The organism is Parapusillimonas sp. JC17, assembly GCF_052180245.1.
Lineage (GTDB): Bacteria > Pseudomonadota > Gammaproteobacteria > Burkholderiales > Burkholderiaceae_B > Parapusillimonas.
This window is the reverse complement of record NZ_CP197474.1, coordinates 2,271,486-2,283,562: the sequence shown is the minus strand read 5'-3', so window position 1 is coordinate 2,283,562 and position 12,077 is coordinate 2,271,486. Positions and strand designations below refer to the sequence as shown.

The window sequence follows — 12,077 nt, the reverse complement described above, 5'->3', positions numbered from 1 at the left end:
TCAATCTTCGATCCATTGTATGAGAGGCGTTCGATCGCCCTGGCGATGCAACAGCGCCTGCATGCCGACGGCGGCATGATCCAGGGTGACTTCCCCGGTCACCTTGAACCAATCGCTGTTCACTGCGACCTGGCTGGCCGGCACCATTTCGGCGTCGCCCAGCCGATTGATGAAGTCGGCGCGGCTGTTGAACCATAGTCCCCGGTCACGCTGTTCGGTCAGCCCGCGCGCGCGGGGCAGGTCCAGCCCCGGGACGCTGGCGCTTAGGACCTCCGCGCTGGCCGTATTGACATTGATCGCGGTCTTCTGAGGAAGAATCGTCAGATAGCCCGATAATGTGGCGGCCATATCGAGCGTCATGCCCTCGATGCCCAGCAAGTCGCCCGTGACGCGCAAGCCGGGAGCCTGCTGGGGAGACGGCCCTGCTTGGCTTTCGGCAACCCGTTGAGCCACGGCGGCGGCCAGTGAGGCGGGCATGCCCAACACTGCTATCAAACGCTCCAGAATGGCAAGCTCCACCGGCTGCACGGTGCCATGGACCGCCAGCCGCCAAAGGTTGTATTTGCCTTGCTCGTCTTCGATCTGGCCGGAAAAGTGGGCTTTGCGGGTTTGGCCGGGCGCGCTGATTTCGAGACCGGCGATGGGCTGAGCCCAAATCGCATTCTTCAGCGTGACGGGATTGTTGCGTGCATCGCTATGCAGGATGATGCGTGCCCAGTCCAGCCCGCCGCGAAGCAGCCACCTGGCCTGGGCGCGATCGCGCTCGCCGGCCAGGGTCTCGGCAAGCAGCGACTGGCGCTCGACAATGGCAGCAGCCGTAACGGACGCAACCGCCACGACGACCAGCGCGCCGATCACCGCCATGCCTTGCTGCCGGAAGCGCACGGAACGCACGAACGCATGCATGCGCCCCGTCATGGCAACAGCACCACTTTCCGGTAGGCCTCGTCGATGTCGCCGTGCCGGCGTTCGATGACGACCTCCAGTCCGGTCGCGGCAATACGCGTTTCGGTCGAGTTCAGAGAAGACCATCCTTGTCCGGGTATCCAGGCCCTCACCACGAAGCCCTGGACCTGCTCCAGCACGACTTCGCCCGGCCCGGTTTCCGGAAGGGGAAGAACATTGGCCGCCGGCCCCACGGCCCGGCGCAGCGTATCCCCGGCTTTGACCCAGGCCACCTGCTGCCAGGTCCCGTTGTTTGCGGACCTTACGACGGTAAGCACCGGATCGGTCCAGCGAATTCCAGCGGGCAGCATTACGCCATTGGCGGAAGGTGCCGCCGATCCGGCGGACGGCAGGATGCCTTCATCGGCGTGCCGGCTGATGTCGCTTTCGATCTGCCCCAGCACGCGCACCAGGGCGAGCGTGTCATCGGCGCTGGCGTTCAATTGTTCGTTCGAACGGGCCGTGACGTCGAGCGCCTGCCATGAAAGAATGCTGAGCAAGGCCATCAGCGCCAGAGCGATCAGGACCTCCACCAGGGTGAAACCCCGCTGTTCGATGAGTGCCTCCGTCATGGCAATGACGACAGCAAGCCGCTCAGTTCAGCCAGGACCGGGCCTTGCGCCAGCCGGGCCCGCACGGTAACCATGCGGAAGCTCCCGTTCACGGTGCGCTGGAATTCTTGCTCGCATACCAAAGCCAATGGACCCTGGGCGCAAGGTTCCACCGTGCGTCCCGGCGCTGGAAACGCGCGCAGCAAACGGAGTTCAGCCAGGCGGTTTTCGGCGGCCTGAAGAGCCAGGCTGCGTTGCTGCATGGCGTGGGCGCCGCTGGCGCTGACCCCCAGCGCCCGCAAAGTCGCCGCCAGAGCGATGGCGACGATGGCCAGCGCCACAAGGACCTCCAGCAAAGTGAATCCATCCTGCGCGTGAGTCGGGATCATGGCAGGACCTCGTAGTGGCCATTGCCCGAACGCAGGATGCGGACCGTGTTGAGTCCGTCTTGAAGTTCGATCAGGGATGGGCCGGATATCCATTCCGTATTGAAGACGTTTGCGGCTGAAGGGTGGACGGCAACCTGAATGGCGCGCTCGCTGGCCCAGGACCTGGGCCGTAGAGATCCCGTGGCGGTCGTGTCATGCGCCAAATGCTGGAAGGAGGAGTGATCGAGCACGCCGACGGGCAGCAGGCGATGTCGGGGAATGCGGACGAAGCGGTAGCCGTCGTTGCCGTACTCCCATACGATGGGCGTGCCTCCTTGGCGGGCCTCGGACTGCGCCAGGGAAAACAATTGCGCCAGCCGCGTGGCGTCCTGGCGCAGCGCGCGGGCGTCCCCATCGGAAAATGCGGTTACGCCGGCGAAGGCGGTGGCGATCCCGATGATGGTCAGGACGATCAGCACTTCCAGCAGCGAAAAGCCCCGCTGCGAAATATTGCTACCTCGACCAGGAACCGATATCGGCATCGTTGCCTTCGCCTCCCGCCCGCCCGTCGGCGCCCAGTGAAAACACATCGATTTCCCCGTGCACCCCGGGATTCAGATATTGATAAGGCGTGCCCCATGGGTCGTTGGGCAAACGGTCCATGTAGCTGCGGCCCTTGGGCTGGCCGGCCACCGCCTCGCCGGTCAGGGCACGCAGCCCTTGCTCGGTGGTGGGATAGCGGCCGTTGTCCAGGCGATACAGTTTGAGCGCCTGCATGATTGCGCCAATGTCCTGGCGAGCCGCCACGCCGCGGGCCTGATCGGGGCGGTCCATGATGTTCGGCACGATCAGGGCTGCCATGATGCCCATGATGACCACGACCACCATAATCTCGATGAGCGAGAATCCAAGCTGCCGGGCGCGCAGGCCGGGCCGAAGAGTGCGGTTGGAGTGGCGATTCATTGGTGACGCTGCATGGAAGGAAAGGTTGTCATTTTTAGCGCGAAATTGTTAAGTTTATAAATGACAACAGCAAGCGTGGTCAATTGCAGCGCATTATACTGACGCTCCTGAGTGGAGGCGGGATGAACGCACTAAGACATTTATCGGCGCTGCCGCGCATCGACGGGCCCGCGTTGGTGCGAGGCAGCGCGATGCTGGCACTGGCGGTGGGAGCAGGAGTGTGGGCTGCGCTCCTTTTGGCGCCCGCTCCCAAAAGCCTTCCGCCAACGTTGGACACGTCGGCTGCCGCCGGGCACGATACCGGCGCAGTCGCCCGCTGGTTCGGCGGCGGCGCACTGCGCGTGCGGGTAGCCGTGCTGGGCCTGATCTCGTCCGAGGACGGGCGCGGCGCCGCCTTGCTCGCGATCAACGGCGGCACGCCGCAGGCTTACCGGATCGGCCAGGTACTGGCACCGGGGGTTTCCCTTGCCGCCGTGGCCGCCGACGCCGTGTCCATCGATCAGGACGGCGTGGTCGAAAGGGTCGCCGTGCCGTCCCGGCCGGGAAGCGTGGTCCAGGGGTTCGTACCCGTTTCCGGCGCGGCGACCAAGCCCTGATGCTTGCTTTGCCTGCCATGTGGTCTCCCTGGGTCATCGGGCCGGCCGGCGCCATGCTGGGCGCGGCGGTCCTGGCCCTGGCGCTTGCCTCGGTGCTGGCTCGCTTGGCTTTTCGGCTTCCTCGCGCGATCGACCCCGACCTGCCGAACGAACCAACAGCCCGACATCGCCGCCTTCGTGCAGGCTTTCTGACGGTGGCGCCGGCTCTCGCCGCGCTGTGCGCATGGCGCTACGGCTTCACGGCGGCGTCAGCGGCTGCCATTCTCTATATCGTTGTGCTTTTGGCGCTCGCCTGGATCGACGCGGAAACCGGGCTGTTGCCGGATGCGTTGACTCAGCCATTGCTATGGCTGGGGCTATTGGTGAATTTGAATGGCGCGTTCGCTCCGCTGGAAGATGCTGTTCTGGGAGCCATGGCGGGCTACCTGCTGCTCTGGTCCGTGTCGCAGGCCTTTCTGCTGGCGACCGGCCGCGTAGGCATGGGGCACGGCGACTTCAAGCTGCTGGCCGCGCTGGGCGCATGGATGGGGTGGGGAAGCCTGCCTTCGATATTGCTCCTGTCGTCGGGCCTGGCTTTGGCTGCGGCCTTGGCCATGCGCGTACTGGGGCGTCTGGAAGCCGGACAGGCATTGCGCTACGGCCCGTACCTCGCTGCCGCGGGAATCTGGGCCTTGCTGAGGCCATAGCGCGCCTCGGGGTCGAGATTTGCCGCGCGGCGCCATGCGCTCGACCGGGGTACGCCACGAACGCTGCGGGCTCCAGCGCGATGCTCACAGCAGCATGTCCAGCGTAATGGGCAGTTCACGTACACGCTTGCCGGTTGCATGGTAGACCGCGTTCGCAATGGCGGCGGCGGTGCCCACGATGCCGATTTCGCCCACGCCTTTGACGCCGAGCGGACTCATTTCGCTGTCCGGTTCTTCTACGAATACCACATCGATATCGTAGACATCGGCGTTGCATGGGATGTGATACTCGGCGAGGCTGTGGTTCATGATTCGGCCAAGGCGATGATCGAACAGGCTTTTTTCCTGGAGGGCCATGCCTATCCCCATGACCGCGCCCCCCAGGATCTGGCTGCGGGCGGTCTTGGGATTGATGATGCGGCCGGCCGCAACGGCGAGCGTCAACCGGGTGACTCGCACGATACCCAATTCCTGGTCCACTCTGACTTCAGCGAATACCGCGGCGTGGGTGTTCTTGGCCTTGCTATTGGTACTGTCTTTTTTTGGGTCTATCGATGCCTCGCAATTCATCGAGGAGGCGCCCGAGAGCGCCACGATGTCCCGCAAGTCGATGAAGCGCGCAGGGTCCTCGATGACGCGCATGCGGCCTTCGCAAAACTCCACTTCATCGAATCGAACGATGCCCAGCGGGCTGTCTTTCGCTTGCGCGACGGTATCGAACAGGCGCTTTGCCAGTTTGCCGCAGGCGCGGTCGACTGCCGCGCCCATCGAGGTCGCCATGCTCGATCCGCCTTCGAGCGCGGCGGGAGGCAGAGTGGAGTCGCCGATGGACACTTGGATTCGCTCCAAAGGCAGGCCCAGCGCGCCGGCAGCGATTTGCGCCATGATGGTATAGGTACCGGTGCCTATGTCCGACGCCGCCGAGGCGATGGTCAGGATGCCGCGCTCGTCAAGTGTCGCCCGAGCGCTTGCCTTCAGCACCAATGCGTCCCAGATGCCTGTGGCCATGCCCCAGCCCATCAGCTCCGCGCCCGCGCGCATGGAGCGTGGTTCCCGGTTGCGTTCGCGCCAGCCGAAGCGCTCGGCGCCTTCCCGGTAAGCGTCCATCAGGGCCTTGCTGGTGTACGGCAGACCGGTGAGTCCGTGCATGTCAGAGTAGTTGGCCTGGCGAAGCGCAAGGGGATCGATGCCCTTCGCATAAGCTAGCTCGTCCATGGCGATTTCAAACAGGTTCATGCCGGTGGCGGCGCCGGGTGCGCGCATATTGCCCGGCGTGGGCGTGTCGATGGCGGCCACCCCGTAGTCGAGCCGAAGGTTGGCGCAAGGGTAGGCCGTCGGACCCCAGCCAATGATATTTTCCGTATAGGTTTCGAACTGGGAAGTGCTGGTAGTGGCCTTCAGGGCAATGGCGGTCAGCTTCGACTCTCCATCGCACGCCAGGATTATGTCTTCTATGCAGGCGGGGCGGTGTACATGGGTGAACATCTGCTGGCGGGTCAGCGTGACACGCACGGAACGCTTCAGCATGATGGCGGCCAGCATGGCCAGATAGGCCTGGTAGGCGGGACGCAGGCCTGATCCAAACGCGCCGCCCACGTAAGAATTGAGAACCTTGAGCGTATCCGAGTCATAGCCGAACGCCTGTGCCAGTTGCTCCTGGGCATTCTGCGATCCCTGGTTCTTATCGTAGACCGTGACGGTGCCGTCTCCATGCCATTCGACGGTCGTTGCATGCATTTCCATGGGGTGGTGCTGCTCCATCGCCAAGCGATAGCGCTGCTCGATCTTCGCTGCCGCCTGCGCGCTGGCGGTTGCGACGTCACCCTTGATCGTGTTGTTCTTCTTTTTTTTCTCGGGCGTGTATCGATGCGCCAGGGCCGCGTCCAGGCAAGTGTTGTGATCCGCCTTCTCGTAGCTTGCCGTCACCAGCATGGCGCCCCGGCGCGCCGCTTCGAAGCTGGTGCCCACGACCAGGGCAATGGGCTGACCGGAAAATAGAATATCGTCATCGCGCAGGATCCGGAAAGGAGGCTTGGTGGTGTCGGCGGAACCGCCTTCCTCCATGTCGAACCAGGGTACTTGAGGGCGATTCTCATGCGTCAGCACCTCGACCACGCCTTCGGTCCGCCGTGCCCGCGATGCGTCGATGGATGCAATGCGGCCGCGGGCGACGGCGGCGCTGACGACGACGCCATACAAAAGGCCGCGCGCCTGATGTTCGCCTGCGTAAAGGGCGTGCCCGGTGACCTTCATAGCGCCGTCGACGCGGCTCACCGGGGTGCCGATGCTGGGCTGAATCGTCATGTTCATCTCCTTGGTACTTTTCGCGTTGACAGGCGCTAGACGATTTGCTTGTCGACTTGCGATTGAGGGGTGCCCGCCGCCGCTTGTGCGAGCGCCCGCGCTATGGCGCGTTGCGCCAAGGTGATCTTGAAATCGTTGTCCCCCTGGCCCTTGGCTGCACTCAGCAAATCACGGGCAAAATCGGCAAAATTTTCCGGGTTGGCCTGCATGCCTGTCAGGCTTTGCTCTGCGTCGGGATTGCGCCAGGGCTTGTGGGCCACGCCACCCAGCGCAACACGCGCGGCGGCGATGCGGCCACCTTCGATCTGTAAAGCCGCTGCCACGGAAACTAGGGCGAAGGCATAAGCTAGGCGATCACGGATCTTCAGATAACTGTAATGCTGGGTAAATCCGTCGCGCGGGAGCTCGACGCTGGTTATCAATTCGTGCGGCGCGAGATTATTATCGAGATGAGGCGTTTCGCCGGGCAGGCGATGGAAATCAGTGAATGCCATGCCGCGCGGGCCGTCCGGTCCGACCACGTTCACACGGGCCCCGAGCGCCGCCATGGCGACGCACATGTCCGACGGATGGGTGGCGATGCATTGGTCGCTCGCGCCCAGAATGGCATGGATGCGCGTGACGCCGCCAATGGCGCCGCAGCCCGAACCGGGTTGCCGCTTGTTGCATGGCGTCGCGACGTCGTAGAAATAGTAGCAACGCGTGCGCTGCATCAGGTTTCCGCCAGTCGTCGCCATATTGCGCAACTGAGGGCTGGCTCCGGCCAGCAGGGCGCTGGACAGCAGCGGGTAGCGCGCCCGCACTCGCGAGTCGGCGGCCAGATCGGCATTGCGCACCAGCGCGCCTATGCGCAAGCCGCCGTCGGCCGTTTCTTCAATATGGCTCAAGGGCAGGTCATTGATGTCGATCAACCGCCCAGGCTGCTCGACGTTTTCCTTCATGAGATCCAGCAGATTCGTGCCGCCGGCGATGAAACGCGTATCTCCGATCGCCGCTTCCCGTATGGCCTGCGCAAGGTCTCGCACCCGGATGTATGAGAACGGATTCATGTGCGTCCTCGCTCTTGCAGCACTTGCATGATGGCGTCCACGATATTGGTGTACGCGCCGCAGCGGCATAGATTGCCGCTCATGAACTCCCGGATCACATTGCGCAGCTCGCCATCGGATCCGGCTTCGCCGTGCCTTGGCGTGTCGGCGTGGCCTTCGCCGATGAGGCCGACGGCCGAGCAGATCTGCCCGGGCGTACAGTAGCCGCATTGGAAAGCATCGTGCTCCACGAAGGCTCGCTGCAAATCATGCAGAACGTCGCCTTCGGCCAAGCCTTCGATCGTCGTAATGGAACGGCCGTCCTGCATGACGGCAAGCGTCAGGCATGAGTTGACGCGGCGTCCATCCACCAGCACGGTACAGGCGCCGCATTGGCCGTGATCGCAGCCTTTCTTGGTGCCCGTCAATTGCAAGCGCTCGCGCAAGACATCCAGCAGTGTTGCGCTGGCGTCGACCGCGAGCGTACGCGTCCGGCCGTTCACGGTTAAATTCAATGGCAGTGCATCCATCAGGACTCCTTGCTCGAATTGCCTTACCGGTTTTCCGGCAAGGCCCATGCGATTACGCTGTCACCCAGTTTCGTTTCCATGCGATCATGGCCGCCGATGGCCGCGACGATGTACTGGCGGCCGTCTACTTCGTAGCTCATGGGATTGGCTTGTGCGCCAGCAGGTATGCGGACCTCCCACAGCAGTTCGCCGGTTTCCGTGGAGAAGCCTCGCAGGAACTGATCGAGGCCCGCGCCGATGAAGGTCAAGCCTCCGGCGGTGGTCAAGGAGCCGCTGTTGTTGGGGGTGCCCATCGTCAGCTTGATGTGCGAACGGATGCCAAGCGGCCCGGCATCGTAGCCGGTGCCCAATGGCCTGCGCCAGATGACTTCCTTTGTGCGCAGGTCGGTCCCGGAAACGTATCCCCACGGCGGGGCGATGCAAGGCGTATTCAGGACGGACATCCACGGCTCCTTGCGGGCGCCGTACTTGGAGCCCCTTTGCGCCATGTACCCCGGGGTCTCGCTTTTGCCGCGGAAAATCGACACCACACCCAGCTCGTCCATGGTCTCACGTGTGTAGACATGCTCGGTGTAGGGCAGGCGGTTGCTGTTCATGATCAGGATGCCGCGCTGTATGTCCACCGACACGCCGCCCCAGTTGATGCCTCCGTGGTTGCCTGCAAAGGCGAGCGAGCCCTGCAGCGTCGGCGGGGTATAGGCGCCCTCGTAGCGCAGGCGCTTGAATTCGATGCGGCACTGCAGCTGGTCCAGCGGTGTAATGCCCCAGGCGTCGCTTTCCGTAAGCACTTCCATTTCCTTGCCGGGAGGGCCGACCGTGTTCGGCATCTCGGGAGAAAATGGCTGCGTGGCTGCAGTGAACTCGTCGGTATCCGTCCCTTGCGGGACCGGCGTTTGAACGACCGGCAAAATAGGCTCGCCGGTGGCGCGGTCGAGCACGTAGACCTGGCCGTTCTTGGTCGCCTGCAGCACGGCGGCGCGCGGCCCATCCGGCGTGGGAAAGTCGATCAGATTGGGCTGCGGACTCAAATCGAAATCCCACAGATCGTGGTTGACCGTGCGGAAGTGCCAACGCTCTTGCCCCGTCTCCGCGCCGACCGCTACCAGGGCGGAGGTATATTTCTCTTCCTGTTCGGTACGGTCGGCACCATAGAAGTCGCTTGCGGCATTTCCGGTAGGCAGATAGACTAGGCCAAGCTCGTCGTCGCCGGCGATCAGCGACCAGACATTCGGCGTGCTGCGCGTGTAAGTCTCGCCAGGTGGAGGCGGCGTCGTCACTCCGGGCCGACCCAGGTCCCATGCCCAGCGCTGCTCACCCGTCACGGCGTCATAGCCGCGCACTACGCCGGAAGGTGCGTCCCGCTCGCTGCCGTCGCGTACCTGGCCGGTACCGATGATGGCCAGGCCGCGCATGACGAGGGGCGGAGAGGTGGGGGCTACGAAACCCGGAAACTCATTGCCGGTGCCTTCGTTCAAGTCGATATAGCCGTTCTCGCCGAAGTCGGTGCAGAGCTGTCCGGTTTCGGCATCCAATGCACCCATCCGTCCGTCGACCATGGGCCAGATGATGCGCTTGGGACACTGCGCCGCCGGCTCGGGCGCCTCAAAGTAGGCGACTCCCCGGCAGGTGCTGGCGGCAATATTGCTCATGGCCTTTCTATCGACCTCGGGATCGAAGCGCCATTTCTCCGTACCCTTTGCCGCGTCGACCGCAATCACGATCTGGCTGGGGGTGCATATGTACACCGTGTCCTCGACCATCAGCGGAGTATTCTGGAATGCGTATGCGAATTTGGCATCTTCGGGCTTGTTGTCCCCCGTATGGAAATGCCAGGCCACTTCCAGCCGGCGTACGTTCTCGGGAGTGATCTGTGCGGACGGGGTGAACTTGTTCGACAGGTTGGATCCGCCATAGGAAGTCCAGTTCGTGGCGTCATGACTGCCCGCCACGTTGCCGTCCGGCACGCTCACCATAGCGCGGCTGAAAGGTTCGGCTGGGCGGGATCGGACCAAGTCAGGATCCGCCAGTTCGATGCTGGAAGGATTCAGCAACGGCACGACCATGAGCGCAATCATGACGACAGGCAGCACGCCTGCGCTGGCGAAATAGACGGGCTTGCGCAAGCCCGCGAATGAACGGTGGAACACCACCCAAAAGGCCAGCATCAGCAAGCCGAAGCCGCTCAGCCAGGCGAGCCGGGGAATCAGCGCCCAGCCATCGAAGCCTACTTCCCAGAGCGCCCACGCGAGCGTCGCCAGCGACGCAATACCGAACACCACAACCCCGCTGCCGCGCCGCAAGGCGAGCAATACTCCCGCCGCCACCGTTGCCAGGCCCATCAGCGCGTAGTACCAGGAGCCACCCTCGAAGATCAGCATTGCTCCCATTACGAACATTGCAGCACCGAACAGAATCAGTACCAGTGTGTAAAGCCAGAATATCCACATCACCCAGCGTGGAACGAAATCTCGCTGTTCTTGCATGCCGTACCCTCCATAAGTCGGAGTCGGTCAGCAACGCGCATTCCCGGCGGGTTTTCACGGCAGTGCAGCTCGCGACCCAGGCAAGCCAAGGCTGTAGGGCTGCGGCCTTGCGTGCTACATTAGCAAAAAAGCGGTAGGGCAACATTTTCTTTCGGCCCAAGCGCCTTAAGGATGAGAGAGGTAGCAAGTGCAGAAGCTTAGGCGTGTGTCAAGTGGGATAGAGGGCCTCGACCGGGTTCTGGACGGCGGGTTCATCGAAGGGGCTTCATATATCGTCCAGGGCCGCCCCGGCGCGGGCAAGACGATACTTTCAAACCAGGTCGCGTTCGCCCGTGCAGCCGCTGGTGCGAAGGTTCTTTATGTGACCCTGTTGGCCGAGACCCATGAAAGGCTGTTCCAGGCGCTTTCCACGCTGGATTTCTACGACGGCGAAAAAGTGGGGCAGCATATCGTCTATCTCAGCGTATTTCAGGCGCTCAGGGATGAAGGCCTGGGCGCGATCGTCAAGCTGCTTCGCAATGAAACCAAGCGCCATGGCGCGACCCTGCTCGTTTTCGATGGGCTGCTGAACGCGCGCGATCGCGCCGATACCGACCTGGACGTGAAAACCTTTGTGGCGGAAATCCAAAGCCAGGCTGCTTTCGTGGGCTGCACGGTACTGTTTCTGACCAGCACCCGGTTGGAAGACAGCAGTCCGGAACATACGATGGTCGACGGCGTCATCGACCTCAGCGACGATCTTTTCGGCGTGCGTACCATGCGGCGGCTGCAGGTTCGCAAATCGCGCGGCACAGGGGCGCTGGGTGGATTGCATCAGTTCGAAATTTCCGGCAAGGGCATCACCGTCTACCCACGCCTCGAGCAGGCCTACGCCCTCTCGACGGAAGGAAGCGAGCCCAGCGATAAACGCATATCCACCGGATGCGCCGATATCGATCTTCTCATAGAAGGCGGATTTCCCAGCGGCTCCGTCACCTTGCTGGCCGGCCCGGCGGGTTCCGGCAAGACGACTTTCGGCCTGCATTTTCTAAGCCAGGGCAGCCCCCAGGAGCCCGCTCTCCATTTCGGTTTTTTCGAGACGCCGGCACGCCTGCGCATGAAGGCAAGCAAGCTTGGCATCCATTTGCCGCCGGAACCTTCGTTCAATATCGTCTGGAATCCCATCGCGGAGAACTGGCTCGACAAGCTCGGCCACCAGTTGCTGGATCGTGTGCGCGAACTCAAAATCAGGCGACTGTTCATCGATGGCCTGGGCGGCTTCGAACGCGCGGCGATCCAGCGCGAACGCCTGACCGAATTTCTCAGCACCCTCGCAAACCAGTTGCGCGAGCTCGGCGTCACCACGGTATTGACATGGGAGCTCAGCGAAATCCCCACTACCGCTGTAACAGGGCCGACGAGCCAAATGTCCGCAATCATCGACAACCTCATTCTGTTCAGGCAGCTTGAAAAAGATCATGATCTGGAACGGACGATAGCCGTTCAAAAGATGCGCGACAGCCATTTTGTGACGACGACGCGCAAACTCGACATCACCGATAAGGGACTGGCTATTGGAGATCGACTATCCTCGCGTGAACGCAGTGGCGTGACCGCGAACAACTCGGACAAGGTTTGAGCGTC

The 12,077-nt window shown here is 62.8% G+C and carries 12 protein-coding genes; 3 read left to right on the top strand and 9 right to left on the bottom strand.

What is annotated here, in order from left to right; translation table 11 throughout:
* The 5 genes from gspK to gspG are packed head-to-tail and all read right to left on the bottom strand — an operon-like array spanning position 1 to position 2,827.
* A complete protein-coding gene (gene gspK, locus ACSBPU_RS11025) occupies positions 1 to 918 on the bottom strand; it encodes a type II secretion system minor pseudopilin GspK (RefSeq protein ID WP_442598104.1) in 918 nt (305 codons plus the stop codon).
* On the bottom strand, positions 915 to 1,517 hold the full coding sequence (locus ACSBPU_RS11020) for a PulJ/GspJ family protein (protein ID WP_442598102.1): 603 nt from the start codon (positions 1,515 to 1,517) through the stop codon (positions 915 to 917). Before ACSBPU_RS11020 ends, gspK begins: the two co-directional genes overlap by 4 nt.
* Positions 1,514 to 1,885: a type II secretion system minor pseudopilin GspI gene (gspI, locus tag ACSBPU_RS11015; protein WP_180070961.1), complete on the bottom strand. Its 372-nt coding sequence runs from the start codon at positions 1,883 to 1,885 to the stop codon at positions 1,514 to 1,516. Before gspI ends, ACSBPU_RS11020 begins: the two co-directional genes overlap by 4 nt.
* On the bottom strand, positions 1,882 to 2,406 hold the full coding sequence (locus tag ACSBPU_RS11010; protein ID WP_442598099.1) for a prepilin-type N-terminal cleavage/methylation domain-containing protein: 525 nt from the start codon (positions 2,404 to 2,406) through the stop codon (positions 1,882 to 1,884). The genes gspI and ACSBPU_RS11010 overlap by 4 nt, the downstream gene beginning before the upstream one ends.
* The gene (gene gspG, locus ACSBPU_RS11005; RefSeq protein ID WP_442598097.1) at positions 2,378 to 2,827 is read right to left on the bottom strand and encodes a type II secretion system major pseudopilin GspG; all 450 of its coding nucleotides are present in this window, start codon (positions 2,825 to 2,827) and stop codon (positions 2,378 to 2,380) included. Before gspG ends, ACSBPU_RS11010 begins: the two co-directional genes overlap by 29 nt.
* A 122-nt stretch (positions 2,828 to 2,949) precedes the next feature.
* Between gspG and ACSBPU_RS11000 the strand changes: the two genes are divergently transcribed.
* A complete protein-coding gene (locus ACSBPU_RS11000; protein WP_442598095.1) occupies positions 2,950 to 3,423 on the top strand; it encodes a type II secretion system protein N in 474 nt (157 codons plus the stop codon).
* Entirely contained in the window at positions 3,423 to 4,109 is a 687-nt protein-coding gene (locus tag ACSBPU_RS10995) for a prepilin peptidase (RefSeq protein WP_442598093.1), read from the top strand. Before ACSBPU_RS11000 ends, ACSBPU_RS10995 begins: the two co-directional genes overlap by 1 nt.
* 84 nt (positions 4,110 to 4,193) lie before the next feature.
* Here the strand turns inward: ACSBPU_RS10995 and ACSBPU_RS10990 are convergent, their stop codons facing one another.
* Genes ACSBPU_RS10990 through ACSBPU_RS10975 form a run of 4 tightly spaced genes read right to left on the bottom strand, consistent with a single transcriptional unit; the run spans position 4,194 to position 10,454 of the window.
* Entirely contained in the window at positions 4,194 to 6,413 is a 2,220-nt protein-coding gene (locus tag ACSBPU_RS10990) for a xanthine dehydrogenase family protein molybdopterin-binding subunit (protein ID WP_442598091.1), read from the bottom strand.
* A gap of 35 nt (positions 6,414 to 6,448) precedes the next feature.
* Positions 6,449 to 7,462, bottom strand: a complete 1,014-nt coding sequence (locus ACSBPU_RS10985; RefSeq protein ID WP_442598089.1) for an FAD binding domain-containing protein — start codon at positions 7,460 to 7,462, stop codon at positions 6,449 to 6,451.
* The gene (locus tag ACSBPU_RS10980) at positions 7,459 to 7,971 is read right to left on the bottom strand and encodes a (2Fe-2S)-binding protein (protein WP_442598087.1); all 513 of its coding nucleotides are present in this window, start codon (positions 7,969 to 7,971) and stop codon (positions 7,459 to 7,461) included. Before ACSBPU_RS10980 ends, ACSBPU_RS10985 begins: the two co-directional genes overlap by 4 nt.
* A 23-nt stretch (positions 7,972 to 7,994) precedes the next feature.
* Positions 7,995 to 10,454, bottom strand: a complete 2,460-nt coding sequence (locus ACSBPU_RS10975; RefSeq protein ID WP_442598085.1) for a membrane-bound PQQ-dependent dehydrogenase, glucose/quinate/shikimate family — start codon at positions 10,452 to 10,454, stop codon at positions 7,995 to 7,997.
* A 205-nt stretch (positions 10,455 to 10,659) separates the two neighbouring features.
* Here ACSBPU_RS10975 and ACSBPU_RS10970 point away from each other — a divergent pair, with 205 nt between their 5' ends.
* A complete protein-coding gene (locus ACSBPU_RS10970; protein WP_442598083.1) occupies positions 10,660 to 12,072 on the top strand; it encodes an ATPase domain-containing protein in 1,413 nt (470 codons plus the stop codon).
* Positions 12,073 to 12,077 lie beyond the last annotated feature (5 nt).